At 65.7% G+C, this 19,381-nt stretch carries 14 protein-coding genes; 5 read left to right on the forward strand and 9 right to left on the reverse strand.

Translation table 11 applies throughout. The features are described from left to right. Nucleotides 1–44: 44 nt before the first annotated feature. Entirely contained in the window at nucleotides 45–3,626 is a 3,582-nt protein-coding gene (gene nifJ / locus Atep_RS14450) for a pyruvate:ferredoxin (flavodoxin) oxidoreductase (RefSeq protein WP_213379143.1), read from the reverse strand. A gap of 289 nt (nucleotides 3,627–3,915) precedes the next feature. Here nifJ and rimI point away from each other — a divergent pair, with 289 nt between their 5' ends. Further along, complete coding sequence (gene rimI / locus Atep_RS14455) at nucleotides 3,916–4,359, forward strand: ribosomal protein S18-alanine N-acetyltransferase (RefSeq protein WP_213381773.1); 444 nt, start codon at nucleotides 3,916–3,918, stop codon at nucleotides 4,357–4,359. A gap of 3 nt (nucleotides 4,360–4,362) precedes the next feature. Here rimI and trpE read toward each other — a convergent pair whose 3' ends face one another. The 3 genes from trpE to rpe all read right to left on the reverse strand — a co-directional run bounded on the left by trpE (nucleotide 4,363) and on the right by rpe (nucleotide 7,399). Beyond that, nucleotides 4,363–5,862: an anthranilate synthase component I gene (trpE, locus tag Atep_RS14460; RefSeq protein WP_213379144.1), complete on the reverse strand. Its 1,500-nt coding sequence runs from the start codon at nucleotides 5,860–5,862 to the stop codon at nucleotides 4,363–4,365. 138 nt (nucleotides 5,863–6,000) lie between these two features. Continuing rightward, the gene (locus Atep_RS14465; RefSeq protein ID WP_213379145.1) at nucleotides 6,001–6,675 is read right to left on the reverse strand and encodes a phosphoglycolate phosphatase; all 675 of its coding nucleotides are present in this window, start codon (nucleotides 6,673–6,675) and stop codon (nucleotides 6,001–6,003) included. A 31-nt stretch (nucleotides 6,676–6,706) separates the two neighbouring features. Continuing rightward, the gene (rpe, locus tag Atep_RS14470; RefSeq protein ID WP_213379146.1) at nucleotides 6,707–7,399 is read right to left on the reverse strand and encodes a ribulose-phosphate 3-epimerase; all 693 of its coding nucleotides are present in this window, start codon (nucleotides 7,397–7,399) and stop codon (nucleotides 6,707–6,709) included. Nucleotides 7,400–7,669: 270 nt separating this feature from the next. Between rpe and Atep_RS14475 the strand changes: the two genes are divergently transcribed. Further along, on the forward strand, nucleotides 7,670–8,710 hold the full coding sequence (locus Atep_RS14475; protein WP_213379147.1) for an NADP(H)-dependent aldo-keto reductase: 1,041 nt from the start codon (nucleotides 7,670–7,672) through the stop codon (nucleotides 8,708–8,710). A gap of 52 nt (nucleotides 8,711–8,762) precedes the next feature. On the opposite strand, the gene Atep_RS14480 is transcribed toward Atep_RS14475, so the two are convergent. From Atep_RS14480 to Atep_RS14495, 4 genes are all read right to left on the reverse strand, one after another. Beyond that, nucleotides 8,763–9,155 carry a septal ring lytic transglycosylase RlpA family protein gene (locus tag Atep_RS14480; RefSeq protein ID WP_213379148.1) on the reverse strand — a complete coding sequence of 131 codons (393 nt, stop codon included), beginning with the start codon at nucleotides 9,153–9,155 and terminating at the stop codon, nucleotides 8,763–8,765. A 154-nt stretch (nucleotides 9,156–9,309) separates the two neighbouring features. Then, complete coding sequence (locus Atep_RS14485) at nucleotides 9,310–11,949, reverse strand: glycosyltransferase (RefSeq protein ID WP_213379149.1); 2,640 nt, start codon at nucleotides 11,947–11,949, stop codon at nucleotides 9,310–9,312. 68 nt (nucleotides 11,950–12,017) lie between these two features. Continuing rightward, nucleotides 12,018–12,944 (reverse strand): hypothetical protein, encoded by a 927-nt coding sequence (locus Atep_RS14490; RefSeq protein ID WP_213379150.1) that lies wholly within the window; start codon nucleotides 12,942–12,944, stop codon nucleotides 12,018–12,020. Continuing rightward, on the reverse strand, nucleotides 12,928–13,212 hold the full coding sequence (locus tag Atep_RS14495; protein ID WP_213379151.1) for a glycosyltransferase family 39 protein: 285 nt from the start codon (nucleotides 13,210–13,212) through the stop codon (nucleotides 12,928–12,930). The genes Atep_RS14490 and Atep_RS14495 overlap by 17 nt, the downstream gene beginning before the upstream one ends. Nucleotides 13,213–13,445: 233 nt before the next feature. Between Atep_RS14495 and Atep_RS14500 the strand changes: the two genes are divergently transcribed. From Atep_RS14500 to Atep_RS14510, 3 genes are read left to right on the forward strand one after another with little or no spacing between them, the layout of a single operon-like run. Next, the gene (locus tag Atep_RS14500) at nucleotides 13,446–14,939 is read left to right on the forward strand and encodes a Do family serine endopeptidase (protein WP_213379152.1); all 1,494 of its coding nucleotides are present in this window, start codon (nucleotides 13,446–13,448) and stop codon (nucleotides 14,937–14,939) included. Between the two features lie 28 nt (nucleotides 14,940–14,967). Further along, nucleotides 14,968–15,642: a response regulator transcription factor gene (locus tag Atep_RS14505; RefSeq protein WP_213379153.1), complete on the forward strand. Its 675-nt coding sequence runs from the start codon at nucleotides 14,968–14,970 to the stop codon at nucleotides 15,640–15,642. After that, a complete protein-coding gene (locus Atep_RS14510; RefSeq protein WP_213379154.1) occupies nucleotides 15,639–17,054 on the forward strand; it encodes a sensor histidine kinase in 1,416 nt (471 codons plus the stop codon). Before Atep_RS14505 ends, Atep_RS14510 begins: the two co-directional genes overlap by 4 nt. On the opposite strand, the gene Atep_RS14515 is transcribed toward Atep_RS14510, so the two are convergent. Beyond that, on the reverse strand, nucleotides 17,048–19,309 hold the full coding sequence (locus Atep_RS14515; protein WP_213379155.1) for a patatin-like phospholipase family protein: 2,262 nt from the start codon (nucleotides 19,307–19,309) through the stop codon (nucleotides 17,048–17,050). The genes Atep_RS14510 and Atep_RS14515 overlap by 7 nt on opposite strands. Between the last annotated feature and the right edge of the window lie 72 nt (nucleotides 19,310–19,381).

Here is a 19,381-nt window from a genome sequence, read left to right on the forward strand (position 1 = left end):
CGGAGGGCGGGCGGCTGGGTTTGCCGTCCGCCGCTACGCTGCTGTTACTTGGAGGCCGGACCTTTCCGGACCGCCAGATGCGCCAGTTGCTCATAGAGACTGAAGCGTGTGTCCACATGCTTCTGTGCCAGATCGAGGAAGCGCTCGGCGGCCTCGGGATGGGTCCGGGTCAGCAGGCTGAAACGGGTCTCGGAGTTGATGAAGTCGCGATAGGGGATGCTCGGCGCCTTGTTGTCGACGATGAGCGGATTCTCGCCGCGCGCGGTGCGCCGCGGATCGTAGCGCAGCAGCGGCCAGTGTCCCGAGTTGACCGCCATGTCCTGCTGGCGCAGGTTGTTGGACAGATCCACGCCATGGGCGATACAGGGCGAGTAGGCGATGATGATCGAGGGGCCGTCGTAGGACTCGGCCTCCAGGAAGGCGCGCACCGTCTGCACGTCCTTGGCGCCGAAGGCGACCTGGGCGACATAGACGGTCTCGTAGGCCATGGCCATCATGGCCAGATCCTTCTTGAAGGTCGGCTTGCCGCCGGCGGCGAACTTGGCCACGGCGCCGAGCGGGGTGGCCTTGGACTTCTGACCGCCGGTGTTGGAGTAGACCTCGGTGTCGAGGATCAGCAGATTGACGTTGCGCCCGCTGGCGAGCACATGGTCGACGCCGCCATAGCCGATGTCATAGGCCCAGCCGTCACCGCCGATGATCCAGACACTGCGCTTGACCAGTTGCTCGGCGAGTGCGAGCAGGGCGCGGGCTTCGGCCGAGTCGATCCCGGCCAGCTTGGCCTTGAGCGCCGCGACCCGTTCGCGTTGCTCGTGGATGCCGGACTCGGTCGATTGATCGGCGTTCAGCAGCCCATCGACCAGCGTCTCGCCGATCCGGCCCGCCAGCCGCGCGACCAGCTCGCGCGCCTGCTCGGCCTGCTTGTCGACCGCCAAGCGCAGACCCAGACCGAACTCGGCGTTGTCCTCGAACAGCGAGTTGTTCCAGCTCGGGCCGCGTCCTTCCGCATTGGTCGTGTAGGGCGTGGTCGGCAGGTTGCCGCCATAGATCGACGAACAGCCGGTGGCATTGGCGATCAGCATCCGGTCGCCGAAGAGCTGGGTGGCGAGCTTGATATAGGGCGTCTCGCCGCAGCCGACGCAGGCGCCGGAGAACTCGAACAGCGGCTGCATCATCATGGCGTGCTTGATCTTGGTCGCATCGAGCCGGGTGCGGTCGTACTCGGGGATGGTCAGGAAGAAGTCCCAGTTGACCTGCTCGGCGGATTGGATCTCGCCGGCCTCGACCATGTCGAGCGCCTTGTGGTCGGGGTTGGTGCGGTCGCGGATCGGGCAGACCTCGACGCACAGCCCGCAGCCGGTGCAGTCGTCGGGGGCGATCTGATAGCTGACGTGATAGCCCTCGGGGAAGTCCTTGCCCTTGATCGCGGCGTGCTTGAAGCTCGCCGGTGCGTTTTCGGTCAGCGCCGCCGGATAGACCTTGGCGCGGATCGCCGCGTGCGGGCAGACCAGCGGGCACTTGCCGCACTGGGTGCAGAGGGCTTCGTCCCACTTGGGCAGTTGCAGGGCGAGCTGGCGCTTCTCGAACTGCGTAGTACCGGTCGGCCAGGTGCCGTCGGCGGGCATCAGGCTCACCGGGAGTTGGTTGCCCCGGCCGGCCATGAGCGTGGCCGTGACCCGGCGCACGAACTCGGGCGCGGTGTCCGGGACCACGGGCGGACGATCGAAGGTACTCGTGACCTGGGCTGGAATCTGAACCTGATGCAGTCCGGCGAGCGCGGCGTCGATGGCCTGATAGTTGCGATCGAGCAGCGCTTGCCCCTTCTTGCCGTAGGTCTTCTCGACCGCGTGCTTGATGTGGGCGATGGCTTCGTCTTTCGGCAGGATGCCCGAGATGGCGAAGAAGCAGGTCTGCATGATGGTGTTGATGCGCCGCCCCATGCCGGTCGCCGCCGCGATGCCGTAGGCGTCGATGACGTAGAAGCTCAGACCCTTGTCGAGGATGGTGCGCTGCATCCGCTTGGGCAGGTCGTCCCAGACCCGGTCGGGTGGGGTGGCTGAGTTGAGCAGGAACACCGCGCCCGGACGCGCCTTGTCGAGCATGTCATAGCGCGTGAGGAAGGTCGGCTGATGACAGGCGACGAAGCCGGCCTCATTGTCGCCGATCAGATAGGTGCTCTTGATCGGGTTGGGACCGAAGCGCAGATGACTGATGGTCACGGCACCGGCTTTCTTGGAGTCGTACTCGAAATAGCCTTGACCGTGGTTCGGCGTCTCCTCGGCGATGATCTTGATCGAGTTCTTGTTGGCCGAAACCGTGCCGTCGGAGCCGAGACCATAGAAGACGCAGGCGGTCACGCCGTTGAGCGCGTCGGCCTTGAAGTCGGGATCCCAGACCAGACTGGTGTGGCCCACGTCGTCGAGGATGCCGACCGTGAAGGGATTCTTGGGCGCGTCCTTGGCCAGCTCGTCGAAGACCGCCTTGACCATCGCGGGCGTGAATTCCTTGGAGCCGAGACCATAGCGCCCGCCGATGACGCGCGGCATGGTCGGCCGTTCACCGGCGGAGAAGGCACGCGCGAGCGCGGTGGTGACGTCCTTGTAGAGCGGTTCGCCGTCGGAGCCCGGCTCCTTGGTGCGGTCGAGCACGGCGATCCGGTCGGCGCCGGCGGGCAGGGCGGCGATGAGCGCCGAGGCATCGAAGGGGCGGAACAGCCGGATCTTGAGCAGTCCGACCTTCTCGCCGCGTGCGGTCAGATGCTCGACCGTTTCTTCCGCCGCGCCCAGTCCCGAACCCATCAGTATCACCACCCGCTCGGCGTCCGGCGCGCCGACGTACTCGAACAGCCGGTACTGACGCCCGGTCAGGGCGGCGAAGCGGTCCATGACCGCCTGCACGATGGCGGGCGCGGCGGCGTAATAGGGATTGACCGTCTCCCGTCCCTGGAAATAGACGTCCGGGTTCTGCGAGGTACCGCGCAGTTTGGGATGATCCGGGTTCAGGGCGCGCTCGCGATGGGCCTTGACCAGCTCCTCGTCGATCAGGGCGCGGATGGTCTCGACCGGCAGGCGCTCGATCTTGTTGACCTCGTGCGAGGTGCGGAAGCCGTCGAAGAAGTGCAGGAAGGGCAGGCGGCTCTCCAGGGTGGCGGCCTGGGCGATGAGGGCAAAGTCCATCACCTCCTGCACCGAGGCGGCGCAGAGCATGGCATAACCCGTAGCGCGGCAGGCCATCACATCCGAGTGGTCGCCGAAGATCGAAAGGGCTTGGGCGGCCAGGGCGCGCGCCGAGACATGGAATACCGTCGGGGTCAGTTCCCCGGCGATCTTGTACATGTTCGGGATCATCAGCAGCAGACCCTGCGAGGCGGTGAAGGTGGTCGCCAGCGACCCGCCCTGGAGCGCGCCGTGGATGGCCCCTGCGGCGCCGGCCTCGCTCTGCATCTCGATGACGTCCGGCACCGTGCCCCACAGATTCTGGACGCCCTGTGAGGACCATTCGTCGGCCCACTCGCCCATGTTGGAGGAGGGCGTGATGGGATAGATGGCGATGACCTCGTTGGTCAGGTACGCCACATAGGCGGCGGCCTCGTTGCCGTCGAGTGTGACCAGGCTCTTGTGCGACATCGGACTGTCCATTGGTGTGGGTGGAACGGGATGACCGCGAAGCGAGATGCCAAGCGCGGCACTCAGGGGCACACTATAGACCGAAAACAGGTCGCGTTGGTGACGGCTCACGACGAGCGGCGGTACGAATCGGCGTTCTCCTGATCGAGATCAAGTGCGCGTGACTGGGGTTTTGAGCGATGATTCGAGCTGGGGTTCAAATCTTGGGGGACGGAATCGAGTGAATACCGCTTCGGAGCGGGGCGCGAGTACGGACAGGGGTACAGACGCGCGCTTGCGCTTGCGGCCTATGTGTCGGCCGGATCTGGACGCCGTGCTTGCGGTCGAGCGCGCGGCCTATGTCTTTCCCTGGAGTCGGGAGATCTTCGAGGACTGTTTGAAGGCCGGCTACAGCTGCTGGCTCGGCGAGATCGACGTGACCATCGTCGCGTATGGCGTGATGTCGGTCGCGGCCGGGGAGTGTCAGATCTTCAATCTCGGCGTCCATCCCGACCGGCAGGGGCGCGGACTGGGACGCCGGATGCTGCGTCATCTGCTGCGGCTGGCGCGTCGGCGTAAGGCCGAAACGGCTTTTCTGGAGGTGCGCGTCTCGAATGCAGCGGCGCTGGCGCTCTATCGCGCCGAGGGATTCTGTGAGGTCGGTCGGCGGCGCAACTATTACCCCGCGCCCAATGGGCGCGAGGACGCGCTCGTCCTGGCACTCGAATTGATGACGGATGAGGCGGAGTTCTGAGCTTCAGACCCGCTTCACGCCACAACCATAGCGGTCGATCCCGACCTCGGCGGCGGTGACGGCGCGAAAGATCGCGCGGCCCTTGTTCATGGTCTCCTGCCACTCGGACTCGGGCACCGAGTCGGCGACGATGCCGGCGCCGGCCTGGATGTGCAGGGTGCCGTCCCGGATGACGGCGGTGCGGATGGCGATGGCCGTGTCCATGTTGCCGTTCCAGGACAGATAGCCGACCGCGCCCGAATAGATGCCGCGCTTGACCGGCTCCAGCTCGTCGATGATCTCCATGGCGCGGATCTTGGGCGCGCCCGAGACGGTCCCGGCGGGGAAGGTAGCGCGCAGCACGTCGATGGCGCTCAGTCCTTCCTTGAGCGTGCCGATGACGTTGGAGACGATGTGCATCACATGCGAATAGCGCTCGACGATCATCTTGTCGGTCAGGCGCACACTGCCGATCTCGGAGACGCGCCCGGTGTCGTTGCGCCCGAGATCGATCAGCATCAGATGCTCGGCCAGTTCCTTGGGGTCGGCCAGCAGCTCGGCTTCGAGCGCCTGGTCCTCGGCCTCGGTGTGACCGCGCCGTCGGGTGCCGGCGATCGGACGCACCGTGACCACGCCGTCTTCCAGTCGGGTCAGGATCTCGGGCGAGGAACCGACGATGTGGAAGTCGGCCAGATCCAGGAAGTACATATAGGGCGAGGGATTCAGCCCGCGCAACGCCCGATAGAGATCGAGCGGCGGAGCACCGAAGGGGATCGAGAGCCGCTGTGAGAGCACCACCTGCATACAGTCGCCGGCGAGGATGTACTCCTTGATGCGCTCGACGGCCTGCTTGAACGCGGTCTCGGTGAAACCCGAGACGAAGTGCGATTCCTCGACCTCGCGCGGCGGGTTGCTCTGACCATTGGGGATCGGCTGACGCATCATCGCATTCAGCGCACCGATGCGCGCCTCGCCCGCCTCCAGGGTGTCCCCGGCGGTCGGGTCCAGATGCACGATGATATAGAGCCGCCCGCTGAGGTTGTCGAACACGACCACCTCGTCCGAAACCATCAGTAGGATATCCGGCGTGCCGAGCTGATCGGGATTGGGACAGACCGCCAGCTTCGGCTCGATATAGCGGATGGTGTCATAGCCGAAATAGCCGACCAGACCGCCGGTGAAACGCGGTAGACCCTCGATCTCGGCGACCTGGAACCGGCTCTGGTACTGCTCGATCCAGGCCAGCGGATCGGCGCTCTCGGTCGACTCGATCACCTGACCGTCGCGCTCGACCCGGATCTGATGACCGCGGATCTTGATGACGGTGCGCGCCGGCAGGCCGATGATGGAGTAGCGACCCCATTTCTCGCCGCCCTGCACCGACTCGAACAGATAGGAATAGGGCCCCTTGGCCAGCTTGAGATAGACGCTCAGCGGGGTTTCGAGGTCGGCGAGCACCTCGCAGGCGACTGGAATGCGGTTGTAGCCCTGCTCGGCGAGGGCGTTGAAGGTCTTGGGGGTCATCGGGGATCTCCGGACGCTGGAAAAGGACTGGGGTTGTGAACGCGACCTCAGCGTCGCCATCGCCGGGATCTCATGCCCCCTCCTAGAGTCCGATCGAACCGGAATCCCATCGTCTGCCTGCTCCTGATCCTGCGGTCCTCAGCTCGCCAGCAGCTCACGCAGCTCGACGAACGAATCGATCACCGCGTCCGGGTCGGATTCGCGGATATCGACTCCGTGGTTGTAGCCGTAGCTGGTACAGATGATCTTGAACCCGGCCGCGCGCGCGGCGTTCACATCGCTCACCGAGTCGCCGATCATCAGCGACGCTTTCGGCTTGACGCCGAAATGACCGGCGGCATGGATCAACGGCAGCGGATCGGGCTTCTTGCGCGGCAGGGTGTCGCCGCTGATGACGATGCCGAAGAAGTCGTAGATCCCGAGATGCTGGAGCAGCGGTTCGGTGAAGCGCGCCGCCTTGTTGGTGACGCAGCCGAGCGGATAGCCCGCGTCCCGCATGAACTCCAGCCCTTCGCGCACGCCCGGATAGAGTCCGGAGCGATTGAAGGTGTTCTCGGCATAGAGTTCGAGAAAGATCGGATAGGCGCGCTGATAGTCGGTCTCGTCCGGCTCGCCGTCGAGCTGACCGATCAGGGCGCGGCGCACCAGACGCTCGATCCCGTTGCCCACCCAGGTGCGCACGGCCGCCTCGCCGCGCGCCGGGCGTCCGAGCCGCGCCATCATGGCATCGACGCAATAGGTCAGATCCGGAACACTGTCGACCAGGGTTCCATCGAGGTCGATCAGGATCATCTTCGGCTGCAACAGTGACATGGGCGCGGACTCCGGAAGCGAGCGGGCAGGATCAGCGATCGACGCCGGCGAGCGCGCGCCGCATCTCGCCGACGATGCTGTCGTAACGATTGGGGTCGGAGTCGCGGCCATAGCCGAAGAGTCCCGAGCCGGAGACGAAGGTATCGGCCCCGGCGGCCTTGATCTCGGCGATGTTGTCGACCTTGACCCCGCCGTCGATCTCCAGCCGGATGTCGAGCCCCGAGTCGTCGATGATCTCGCGCACCTCGCGCAGCTTGTCGAGCGCCGAGGGAATGAAGCTCTGACCGCCGAAGCCGGGGTTGACCGACATCAAGAGGATCATGTCGACCTTTTCCAGCACATAGTCGAGATAGGTCAGGGGCGTGGCCGGGTTGAACACCAGACCGGACTTGCAGCCCGAGTCGCGGATCAGTTGCAGGGTGCGGTCGACGTGCTCGCTCGCTTCCGGATGGAAGGTGATGTAGGTCGCGCCCGCCTTGGCGAAGTCGGGGATGATGCGGTCGACCGGCTTGACCATCAGATGCACATCGATGGGGGCGGTGACGCCATGCTTGCGCAGAGCCTCGCACACCAGCGGGCCGATGGTCAGGTTCGGAACATAGTGATTGTCCATGACATCGAAGTGCACGATGTCGGCCCCGGAGGCAAGGACGTTGTCGACCTCTTCGCCGAGCTTGGCGAAGTTCGCCGAAAGGATGGACGGTGCGATCAGATCAGCCGGCATGGTGTGTCCCCCGGATGAACCCGGCTCGGCTCGAACGCCGGTGCCGGGATCAGGATGTTTGTATGGTGTGGATGGGATGATCGGAAAGTCGTCAACTCTAACCCATGCCGAGCCGTTTTTCACTCGCGTCGAAGCGCGTCCGGCCCCATGTCTGGGGTTCGGACTCGCTCGCCGTCAGTCAGTCGAACCCGGCGAACTCGACACCGGCGGGGTTTAGGTTTTTAATTTTTCTCGGTTTTCGGAATCCGCCACCACTGGAGGGCACCTGCAATGCAATACAGACGTCTCGGCCGTTCGGACATCGACGTGAGCGCACTCTGTCTCGGGACCATGACCTTCGGACAGCAGAACACCGAGTCCGAGGCCCACGCGCAACTGGATCTGGCGCTCGCCGTCGGGATCAATTTCATCGATACGGCCGAGATGTATCCGGTGCCGCCCCTGGCCGAGACCCAGGGCCTGACCGAGACCTACATCGGCACCTGGCTCAAGTCACGCGGCTGTCGGGATCGGGTGGTGCTGGCGACCAAGGTCGCGGGGCCTGGCGACTGGCTGGCGCATATTCGCGGCGGGAAGAACCGGCTCGACCGGCCCAACATTGAGGCGGCGATCGACGCCAGTCTCAAGCGGCTCCAGACCGATTATATCGACCTCTATCAGCTCCACTGGCCGGATCGCCGGACCAACTTCTTCGGCAAGCTGGGCTATGACCCGGTCGACGACAGCGACAGCGTGCCGCTACTGGAGACGCTCGAGGTGCTGGCCGATCTGGTCAAGGCGGGCAAGGTGCGTCGGATCGGCGTCTCCAACGAGACGCCCTGGGGGCTGATGCGCTATCTGGCGCTCGCCGAAAAACATGATCTGCCGCGCATGGTCAGTATCCAGAACCCCTACAACCTGCTCAACCGCAGCTTCGAGGTCGGTCTGGCCGAGATCGCCATCCGCGAGCAGTGCGGGCTGCTGGCCTATTCGCCGCTGGCCTTCGGTGTGCTCTCGGGCAAGTATCTCAACGGCCGGCAACCGCCGAACGGGCGCCTGACGCTGTTCGAGCGCTTCAGCCGCTATACCAATAATGAGGCCGAGCGCGCCACCGCCGAGTACGTCGCCCTGGCCGAGCTGCATGGTCTGGACCCGGCGCAGATGGCGCTGGCCTGGGTCACGAGCCGGCCGTTCGTGACCTCCAACATCATCGGAGCCACGACACTCGAACAGTTGGAAAGCAATATCGGCAGTCTCGATGTCACACTCGACGATGCGGTGATCGCCGGGATCGAATCGATCCACACCAAGCAGCCGAACCCGGCGCCTTGAAATTGGGTGAGGTCAGTGGAGCCGGGTACGCCATGCGTACCCGGCGTGGGCTTCAACTGCCCTGTTGTGGCGTGCTCAAGACCTTGAGCGCGACTCGGGCAACGCCGCGATCGACGATGCCGAGTTCCTTGGCGGCCTCCTTGGAGAGGTCGACGATACGCCCCTTGGCGAAGGGACCGCGATCGTTGACCCGGACTACGATGCTGCGTCCGGTCCTGGCGTCTGTGACCCGGATCCTGGTGCCGAGCGGCAATGTCTTGTGTGCGGCGCTCAGGCGATGTTTGTTGTAGACCTGTCCGCTGGCGGTTTTGCGACCGTGCAGACTGTCGTGATAGTAGGAGGCAATGCCTTTCTGGACATGACCGATTCCGCTATTGGCCGTAGCGCTGCCGGCGAAAGGCATGAGACCCGCCAGCAGACCCGCGGTGATGAGCGTCTTCTTCATGGAGCCAACCTCTTGTTTTCGAAGGGCGCGCCTAAGCGATGAGGCGCGAGAAAACCCTTCTCTGACTTAAGAAAGGCGCCAGTCTAAGTGAAAACCCTATATAGGGTAAACCCTAGATCGACCAAAAATAGCGATTAGTGTATCAATCGGTCTATCACGCCTCCCGGCTCACCGGCTGATCGACCCCATTGGCCTCCTGGCAATCCATGTCCGACATGGGGCCGACCAGATCGGCCGACAGATGGGTCCAGGCACTCGTCAGCGACACCAGCACCGTGGCCAGATAGGGAATGGCCTGCACCACCAGCACCGCGACCCAGATGCGCACATCGAGCATGAAGGCATCGTCGCGCTGCATCACCGCCACCGCGGCGAACAGGAAGGCGAAGGCCAGTAACGCCTCCTCACGCGCATCGGCCAGGGCGCGGATCACCGCCGGGGCCTCGGCCAGCTTGGGCGTGCGGAAGAAGCCGAGCTTGCCCGTCACCAAGCCCCCGAACATGGCGCGCGCGATGGTGTGCGAGAGCGCCAGCCCCGCCAGCCCGGCGGCCAGACTCTGACGCAGCGTGGCCGTGACCCGGCGCCGGTACAGGAACAGGCTCTTGGACATCTTGAAGACGAACAGCACCAGCGGCACCAGGGCGATGGTCATGTAGGGTGGTGTAACGGTTTCCGGGAAGGTGACCATGGCCACCGACCAGGCGAGCGCGGCAAAGTTGAACAGCAGATTGAAGCCGTCGGCGAACCAGGGCAGCCAGCCGGCGACGAAGTGATAACGCTGACCGAGCGAGAGCGAGGTGCCGCGCAACCCGAGCAGTTCGCGCCGATGATGCAGCAGGATGCGCACCGCGCCATAGGCCCAGCGATAGCGCTGTTTGCGGAAGTCGGCGAAGGTGTCGGGCATCAGGCCCTGACCATAGGTGCAGGGGATGTAGAGCGCCTTGTGCCCGGCCTCGAACAGCCGCAGACCGAGTTCCGCGTCCTCGGTGATGCACCACTCGGCCCAGCCCTCGACGGCGTCGAGCGTCCGGCGCCGGATCATGGTCATGGTGCCGTGCTGGATGATGGCGTTGCGCTCGTTGCGCGTGACCATGCCGAGGTGGAAGAAGCCGCGATACTCGGCCATGCACATGGCCTTGAAGGCATTTTGACCGGCGTCGCGATAGTCCTGCGGCGCCTGGACGATGGCGACCTCGGGATCGCCGAAGGCGGGCACCAGATGGCGCAGCCACTGGGGGCGCACGATGTAGTCGGCGTCGATCACGGCCACCACGTCCGCACGCGGATCGGTCTGGCGCAGGGCGAAGTTGAGCGCCCCGGCCTTGTAGCCGGCGAGCGGGTCGACGTGGAAGAAACGGAAACGCTCACCGAGCTGGGCGCAATAGTCGCGTACCGGCTCCCAGACGGCCGGATCCTTGGTGTTGTTGTCGATCACCAGCACCTCGAAGTGCGGATAGTCGAGTGCGGCCAGGCCGTCGAGCGTCTCCTTGAGCAGCTCGGGCGGCTCGTTGTAGGCCGGCACGTGCACCGAGACGAAGGGCAGCCACTCGTCCGGCACCGAGCGCAACGGGAAGGGCCGACGCCAGCGGCGTAGCCAGACCGACTCGGCCCATTCGTGCGCCTCGGCCATCAGCAGCACGATCACGCCCACCCCGCCGATCAGCAGCAGCAGTCCCACGACCGCCGTCGCCGGGGTCATGTACTGGCGGGTGTAGTCGTAGACGATCCATACGGCGGCGGTCGAGATGGCATAGGTGATGAGTGCCAGGAAGCCCTTGCCGCGTTTGGAGAGTGTCGAGCTGTCGCGATAGAGGAAGGTCAGCAGCAACACGCCCATGACCACCGACAGCCCCGCCAGCTCACGCCACTGCGGAATGCGCACCACGGGTTCGGTGAAGTCGAACTTGGGTTCGCGGTTGGTATCGTAGACGCCCCAGTAGGTGCCGGTCGCGCCCTCGGTCTTGAGCTTCCAGGGCTGATCGAAGGCCTCCATGACGTAATAGACATAGTGCTCGGACTCGGCGACGGCCAGGAAGCGGCGCAGGAAGCGGGTCTGATTGACCAGAGACGCCTCGGCGCCGCGATTGCGCCGTCCGTTGCTCGGCCAGCCGACCTCGCCGATGATGATCGGCTTGTTCGGATAGGCTTCCTTGACCTGGTTGTAGCGGCTGACGGCATAGTCGACGGCCTGATCCAGCGGTACGCCTTCCCAGTAGGGCAGCAGATGGATGGTGATGAAGTCGACGTGCTCGACGAGCTTCGGATACTTGAGCCAGATGTGCCAGGGCTCGGCGGTGCTGACCGGCAGATAGGTGAGCCGGCGTACCCGGTCCAGATACTCGACCATCTCCATGACATCCACGTCCTTGCGCAGGATGGCCTCGTTGCCGACCATGACCCGCACCAGATTGCGATAGCCCTTGGACAGGATGTCGCGCAGACGTGCCAGCTCCACCTCGTTGGCCTCGGGGTCGTCGCCGATCCAGGCGCCGATCGTGACGTTCAGATCGTACTTGGCGGCCAGACGCGGGATCTCGGCCAGGGTGCTCTCGACCGTGTAGGAGCGCACGGCATGGGTGCGGCCCTTGAGCAGGGCCAGATCGGCGTCGATGTCCTCGACCGAGGGAAAGCGCTTCCGGCTCGGGTCGTCGTCGGCCCGCATGGGCGAGAAGGCGAAGCCCTGGATGCGCGTCGGCCAGGCCGGCTCCTCGTTGGGACGGTTGAGGATCCACCAGGCCGAGATCGTGAGCACGGCGATCAGGATCGGAATGACGAAGTTGACGGAGCGGTTCATGGATGTGTGTCGGTCGGGGGCGAAGGGCTGGTATGTGACTCTGCTGGCCGGGTGACGACGAACCATTGTCAGGTGCCGGCGAGCGGTCGTATCTCGGTATCTTGACCGAGCGCGCGGCGCAGCGGCTCGGTGGGCGTGAGCAGGAAGATCGGATCGTATCCGGGCGGCCAGGTCGTTTCGCCGTGTCTGGGCCGGCCCCAGAGGCGCACATGCGGCTCCAGATGATGGGCGAGCGCGACGAGTTCGCCTGTGGACACGCTGCTGTCGCCGGCCAGGACCAGGGGACGCTCGCCGGCGTTGACGAGACGGGCGACCTCGCGAGTGCGGGCGCTGAAGTGTTTGGTCGACCAGGTCTCCGCGCGGGCGATGAGGATCTGGGAGAGCAGGCCGAGCGCGAGCGGCAGCGTCAACGCACCCAGGCCGAGACGGCGCCGCATCGAGCCGGACGCGCGACCCAGGGCCGCGCCGATCCGCCAGGCCGTCATCAGTTGCAACGCCAGCAGCGTGGGCAGGGCATAGCGCGCCTGCTGGGAGCGGCTGCCGCCCAACAGCAGATCCGGCCCCAGTACCACGCCGACATAGGCCAGCGCCATCGATAGGATCAGCCAGGCGCCCGGACGCGGGGCGGCGCGAACGAAGGACCAGAGCACCCAGCCGAGCGGGAGCAGCAGCCACAGCCGGCCAGGGGCGAATCCCGGATTCGGGTCGACGAAGGTCTCGACCAGATGACGTCCCCAGGCGGCGAGCATCTCCGGCCGGCCGATCGGACGCTGCATCCAGGCCGTCAGATCGCCGACCCGTTCGTGCTGGGTGAGGATGACCCAGAGCCAGGGCGAGAAGGCCAAGAGCGCGAACCCGACGCTGATGGCCCAGCGGCGCACCTGCTCCAGCCCGTACCGGCGGTCTTGGCCATACAGGAACAGCACCAGCAGACCCCAGAACGCCTGGACCGCGATCATCGGCAGAAAGAGCGGATGGCTATAGAGGCCGAGCATCGTGGTCAGACCATGCGCCGGCCAGGTTGCCCCAGGTACCCCGACGCAGGGCGATCGCGAGCGTGAGACAGGAGAGCGTCAGGAGCAGCATCCAGAGCGCGTACTGTCGTGCCTCCTGGGCATAGAGCAGTTGCAGCGGCGAGCAGGCGACCAGTGCGGCGGCCACCCAGGGCGCGGGTCCGGGACCGAAGAGTTCGCGCGTCAGCCAATAGACCGCCGGGATCAAATGAACGCAGAGGGGGCATGAGCGACAAGGGTCGGGATCCATGGCTGATCTTGGTTCGGGTGCGGGCATCGGATGCATGGCGAGGCGACTGTGACATGAACCCCGATGTGAAGGGTTTATGATAGCGTGGTCCCTGGCTTTTGGATGCCCCTAAGACGAGGTATCCATTCGGGGTTCGGCCTCGTCTGAACAAAAATTAAGCGGACGTCAATGCCGGCGCAAGACTTCGGTCCCGATACTGATGCCATCCATGTCACCCTGATCGGAGTCATGCCATGAACATCAAGAACCACGAGCACCCTCCCAGACACCCAGGCGCAGTCACCAGGGGCACGCTCGCCATCGCGCTGGCGCTCGCCCTGGCCGGAGGCGGTGCCTGGCTCCAGGCCGACCCGGCGCCGTTGGCGAGTTCGGCGCCCCTGCCCGGTTTCGCCGATGTCGCCGAGCGTGTCACGCCGGCGGTGGTCAACGTCAAGGTCACGGGCGAGACGACCCGCGGCCCGGAGTTCTCGGTCCTTCCCGGTCTGCCCGAGAACCTGCCCATGCCCGAGTATTTCCGGCGCTTCTTCGACGAGCGCGGCCCCATGATGCGCCCCCATCGTGTCCAGGGACAGGGTTCGGGGTTCCTGATCGATTCCGAGGGACATATCGTCACCAACAACCATGTGATCGAGGGCGCGACCCAGGTGACGGTGTCGCTCAACGACGGCACCAGCCACGAGGCGCGGGTCGTGGGACGTGACGCCAAGACCGATCTGGCCCTGCTCAAGATCGATGCCGGCCGGCCGCTGCCCTATGTCGAGCTGGGCGAGTCGGCGAGCGCGCGGGTCGGCGACTGGGTGCTGGCGGTCGGCAATCCCTTCGGTCTGGGCGTTTCGGTGAATGCGGGTATCATCTCGGCGCGCGGGCGCGACATCCAGTCCGGTCCCTATGACGACTATCTGCAGATCGACGCGGCCATCAACCGCGGCAACTCGGGAGGGCCTCTGTTCGATACCGGCGGACGTGTGATCGGGGTCAACACCGCCATCTATTCGCCGACCGGCGGCAACGTGGGCATCGGCTTCGCCATCCCGGCCGAGACGGTCCGGCAGGTAGTGGGCGCGTTGCGCGACACCGGGCGCGTGGAACGCGGCTGGCTGGGTCTGCACATCCAGGCCCTGACGCCCGAACTGGCGGCGGGCCTGGGTCTGGACGGTCCCGAGGGTGTGCTGGTGGCCGACGTGATCGCCGATGGTCCCGCGAGCCGCAGCGATCTGCGCGTCGGTGACGTCATCCTGAGCGCCAACGGCACGCGCCTGACCAGTTACCGGGATCTGTCCAGGCTGGTGGCCGCGACCCAGGCCGGAACGCCGATGAAACTGGAGGTCCGGCGCGACGGACGGATGCATCGGGTGAGTGTGACCGTCGGATCGATGCCGGACGATGAGGGGCCGGCCGCCCTGGAGGACGGGAGCGAGCGCGCCGATGGCCTGCCGCGGCTCGGACTCCGGCTCGCGCCCCTGACGCCTGAACAGCGCGCGCGGCGCGGACTCGGTGCCGATCAGTCGGGCGTGCTCGTCATGGGCGTCGAGCCGGGCAGTCCGGCCGCCCAGGCCGGTATCGAGCCGGGGAGTCTGATCTCCATGGTGGGCGCCGAGCCGGTCGCAACGCCCGACGAGGTGGCGGCGGCCGTGCGCCGAGCCGCCGAACAAGGGCAAAAGAGTCTGATCCTGCGGGTCGAGCGTGGTGGACGTGCGCTCTTCGTCGCGGTGACACTGACGGCTTGAGCGGGTGAATAGAGAGGGCCGCGAGACGATGCATATCCTGCTGGTCGAGGACGATCCACAGATGGCCGAGTATCTGCGCAAGGCGCTCGTCGAGGCGGGCGCTGTGGTCGACCGCGCGGCCGATGGACGCGAGGGTCTGTTGATGGCCGCCGGCAGTGACTATGACGTCCTGATCCTGGATCGCATGCTGCCGGGGCTCGACGGGCTGGCGATCGTGCGCACATTGCGCGCCTCGGGCAACCGCACCCCGGTGCTGTTCCTGAGCGCGCTCGGCGATGTCGACGATCGGGTCGAGGGTCTGCGCGCCGGCGGCGACGACTATCTCATCAAGCCCTTCGCCTTCTCCGAGCTCCAGGCGCGCGTCGAGGCGCTGTTGCGCCGTGGCGCGTCCGAGACTCCCGAGACCCGTCTGCGCGTGGCCGATCTGGAGATGGATCTGCTCAAACGTGAGGTCACGCGCGCGGGTCAGCCCATCCAGCTCCAGCCGCGTGAGTTCCGGCTGCTGGAGTGTCTGATGCGCCATGCCGGACGGGTCGTCACCCGCACCATGCTGCTCGAACAGGTCTGGGACTATCATTTCGATCCCCAGACCAATGTCATCGACGTCCACATCAGCCGTTTGCGCGGCAAGATCGACAAGGATTTCGATCCGCCGCTGTTGCAGACGGTACGCGGCGCCGGCTACAGGTTGCAGGCCGGGTGAAGGCCGCCGCCCCGGCACGCCGGCTGCGTGCCCGACTCGCGCGCGTGGCGCGAGGCTCCATCTTCCGGCTGGTGCTGCTATATATGCTGCTGCTCGCCGGCTCGGTTGGCATCCTGCTCGGCTTCATCTACTGGTCGACGGCCGGTTACATGGACCGCCAGACCACCGAGACCATCGAGGCCGAGATCCGGGGTCTGGCCGAGCAGTATCGCCGGCGCGGACTGGTGGGCCTGACGGCGCTCATCAGCGAGCGCGTGGCGCGCGATCCGGTGGGGGCGAGCGTCTATCTGCTGGTCGATGAGCGCTTCGAGCGCGTGGTCGGCAACCTGGACCGCTGGCCGTCCGAGCCGCCGGACGCCAACGGCTGGATTCGCTTCCGGCTACGCGAGTGGGGCACGGATCATGCCGACGAGCACGAGGCGCACGCCCAGGTCTTTCGGCTGCGCAATGGTCTGATGCTGCTGGTCGGGCGCGATGTCCGCGATCTGGAGGCCACCCGCAAGCTGATCCTGGATGCTCTGACCTGGGGACTGGCGATCACGCTGGCGTTGGCACTGGTGGGCGCCTGGCTGATGGGTACGAGCCTGACGCGGCGACTGGACGCCATCAACCAGACCAGTCGCGAGATCATGGAGGGCGATCTGACGCGCCGTATCCCCTTGAGCGGCAGCGGCGACGATTTCGATCGGCTCGCCGACGGACTCAACCGGATGCTGGAGCGCATCGAGGCGCTCATGGCCAGCGTGCGTCAGGTCTCGGACAACATCGCCCATGATCTGCGCACGCCCCTGACCCGACTGCGCAACAAGCTCGAACTGCTCGCCGCTGCCCTGCCTGAGTCGGGTGAGGCGCGTCTGCTGGCCGAGCAGGCGATCGTCGATGCCGAGGAACTGCTCGCGACCTTCAACGCGCTGCTGCGCATCGCGCGCCTGGAGTCCGGCAGCCGGCGCGCGGCCTTCGGGCCGGTCGATCTGGTGCCCCTGATCGAGGATCTGGTCGAGCTCTACGAGCCCTTGGCCGCCGAGCGCGAACAGCGACTCGACTGGACGGCCGGGGCGTCCTCGATCGTCGTCGAGGGCGACCGTGATCTGCTGTTCCAGGTCATGGCCAATCTGGTCGACAATGCCATCAAGTACACCCAACCCGGTGGGCATATCCGGCTGGCGGTCGAGACGACGGACGGGCTGGTGCAGGTGCAGGTCGCCGACAATGGCCCCGGCATTCCGCCCGAGTTCCGCGAACAGGTGTTCCGGCGCTTCTTTCGCATCGACGACAGCCGCGCCACACCCGGTAGCGGGCTGGGCCTGAGTCTGGTTCAGGCGGTCGTCGCACTCCACCGCGCGCACATCGAACTCGCGGACAATGCCCCTGGGCTGCGGGTGAGCCTGAGTTTCGGGCGCGTGTCTCAGTAGCCGCCGCTCAGGCCATCCTGCTGATTGCCCCAGGGGCGCCCGAGGAACAGATAGAGCGCGCCGTTGCCGCTGTCGGCCTGACCATAACCGAGATAGAGCGGTCCGATGAGGGTGTCGGCGCCGACGAAGAGACTGCCGCCGAAGCGCAGACTGTCCCAATCGATGTCGCTGCGCTCGTCCCAGACGTTGCCGAACTCCAGTGAGCCGCCGGCATAGGTCTTGATCAGACTCGTGCCGAGATCGCGCAGATAGATGGCGCGAACCAGCCCGAGATTGGCCCCAGAGAGTTCGTTCTGATTGAAGCCTGAGAGATTGAGGAAGCCGCCCAGTCGATAGTAAGACTGTGGCGGCGCCTCGCCGCCGAAGCTCCCGGCCAGCGTCAGCCCGGTCAGGAGACTGTTGCGGCCCCAGCTCTGGGCGCGTAGCCAGTTCAGGCTGCCCTGGTCGTAGTCGTGCGAGGCGCCCAGTTCGGTGCGCGAGGTCAGCATCTGCGCATCGAGCGACCAGCCGTTGCGCGGGAAGGTCAGACTGTCGAGTTCATCGACACTGAATCTCAGGCTCAACTCGCCGACGTCGAAGTCATAGTCCGGATAGGGCGTGGCGCCGATACGCTGCTCGGCGTATCCATCGAAGCGCGAATATCTCAGCCCCAGACGCCCCCAGGTATCCAGGTTGTGCCCGAACTCCAGGGCGCCACCCGCGCGCCCGAGCTGATATTCGGCGGTGGGTTTACTGTGAGCCTCGGGATCGAAGAGCACCAGATTGTCTTTCATATAGCCCGCGCCCGCCATCACATACCATTTCTCCAATGGATCGATGGGCTGATAGATGGCGCTGTAGATGCCGGGCTCCTCGCCCAACTGGAGCTGGGTGCGCCATTCGCCGTTGAGCGCATTGAGCGGCGCCATGGTATAGGCCAGTCCGATGTTGAAGCGTGAATCGCCGCCCGTGGTCGAGGAGAACTCCAGTCCACCCTGGAGCGAGCTGGTGCCCCAGGATTTCTCGCGCGCCGTAACCACCAGCGTGGCCTCGGAATCGGTCTGGTCCTCCAGGTGATAGCGGACCGACTCGAAATTGTCCTGATCGTAGATGCGGGCCAGTTGACGCTCCAGGGCCGCCGGGTCGAGTCTGTCACCCGGCTTGACCTCAAGGCGCTCGCTGATGACGCGATCCGAGAGCCGCGAGTGGTTCTCGATGCGCACCGCGCGGATGGTCGGGCGTGTGTAGGGCGCCGGCCGGTGGCGTTCGCGATAGGCGGCATACTGGGCGCTCGGCAGGGCGAGCCGCGCCAGTTCGGGGCGTGCATCCTCGGCGGCGCGCTCGCCGATGGCGATGGCCTCGAGCATCTTGTCGAAGTCGCTCGCCAGCACCGCGTGCCCGAGCGCCGGCGTGATCAGCAGATCGCGACCGCCGAGCGTGGCGATCTCCTCCTGGGTGTTGCGCCAGGTCACCAGACTGGCGATCTGGTCGAGCATGGTCAGGACGTTGGAGATCTCCTCGCGTTCGCGTCTTGGGCCGCCGACGTCGACGGCGATGACGATGTCGGCGCCCATGTCGCGCACCACGCTCACCGGCAGGTTCATCGCCAGTCCGCCGTCGACGAGCAGCCGGTCGCCGATCTCGACCGGAGCGAAGACCGCCGGCACCGCCATGCTGGCGCGCATGGCCGTGGCCAGATCGCCTTCGCCCAGGATGACCGCCTCGCCGGTGACGACATCCGTGGCCACGGCGCGGAAGGGGATGCGCAGGTCGTCGAAGTCCCGGATGCGGCCGGCGGGCAGGCTGTATTGGCGCAGGGCCAGATCCAGTTTCTGGCCCTGGATGAGCGCCGGCGCGAGATTGACCTTGCGCTCGCGCTCCTGCACGCCGGGGCGCGCCTTGACCAGATAGTTGCGATCCTCCAGCTTGCGGCGCATCCGCCGGTCTTCGCGCTCGGCCTCGTCTTGGAAGATGGTGTCCCAGTCGATCTCCTCGATGGTTTTTTCGATCTCGTCGGGCGAGAGACCCATGGCATAGAGTCCGCCGATGATCGATCCCATCGAGGTGCCGGCGACGTAGTCGACCGGGATGCCCAGTTCCTCGATGAGCTTGAGCACTCCGACATGGGCCGCGCCGCGCGCGCCGCCGCCGGAGAGTGCCAGTCCGATCTTAGGTCGCTCGGCGGCCTCGACCAGGGGCGCGGGGAGCGTGAGCACGACGAGGACGATGAGCGACAGGGCCGGCCAATGCCTGAGGATGGACTGAGCGAAGGTCACGGGACATCTCCATGGCTTGAGCCGTTGGACGGCGAGCTGGAAGGAAACCACGATTTCAGTGGCCGGTTCGAG

Origin of the sequence: Allochromatium tepidum (assembly GCF_018409545.1) — a bacterium.
Classification (GTDB): Bacteria; Pseudomonadota; Gammaproteobacteria; order Chromatiales; family Chromatiaceae; genus Thermochromatium; species Thermochromatium tepidum_A.